A 767-nucleotide genomic window follows, 5' to 3' on the forward strand; every position below is an offset into this window, starting at 1 on the left:
CGATGCATGCCCTGAAGGTAACCGCAGTCCACGATAGCAAGCAGTTTGACTATGTTCTTTCACGTGAGCCAGTCGATCTCGTGGTTGTTGACCTTAACCTAGGCCGGGAGGATGGACTTGCGATCGTCCGCAATCTGGCGACAAAATCGGATGTTCCTATCATAGTGATCAGCGGCGACCGGCTTGATGAGGCGGAAAAAGTGGTTGCACTGGAGCTCGGCGCAACCGATTTCATTCCCAAGCCTTTCGGGATGCGCGAATTCTTGGCCCGCATTCGAGTAGCGCTACGCCAGCGCATTTCTAGTCCGCGAACCAGAGAGCAGCGCTCATTTCGCTTTGGGGCCTGGAAGCTCAGCGTGAAGCAGCGGCGACTGATCTGTGCGGAGCGTGGCGAGGTCAAGCTTACCGCATGTGAGTTCAATCTCTTGATCGCATTTCTGGAGAACCCCCGCAACGTGCTATCCAGAGAACGGCTTTTGCTCGCGAGCCGTGTGCGTGGAGAAGAGGTGTACGATCGAAGTATCGATGTCCTAATCATGCGCTTGCGCCGAAAGCTGGAGGCTGATGCGGCCAACCCTCGCCTGGTCAAAACATCCCGTGGCGCAGGGTACTTCTTCAACGCTGACGTAGATGTTAGCTACGGAGGCACGTTGGCCGCGTGACAGTGAGCTATGCTGGAGACTGGGGTGACGAGGCTGATCAAGCCTTCCAACAGTACCAGCCTGATCAATTACGGCGAGAGCTACCGGTCCGGAGATCGCATCAGC

The 767-nt window shown here is 56.3% G+C and carries 1 protein-coding gene; it reads left to right on the forward strand.

Annotated features, from left to right (window positions below):
• Nucleotides 1-2: 2 nt before the first annotated feature.
• Nucleotides 3-662: a winged helix-turn-helix domain-containing protein gene (locus NKJ26_RS33435; protein WP_023734848.1), complete on the forward strand. Its 660-nt coding sequence runs from the start codon at nucleotides 3-5 to the stop codon at nucleotides 660-662.
• Nucleotides 663-767: the final 105 nt, after the last annotated feature.

Origin of the sequence: Mesorhizobium sp. M0152, assembly GCF_040322415.1 — a bacterium.
Taxonomy (GTDB): domain Bacteria; phylum Pseudomonadota; class Alphaproteobacteria; order Rhizobiales; family Rhizobiaceae; genus Mesorhizobium.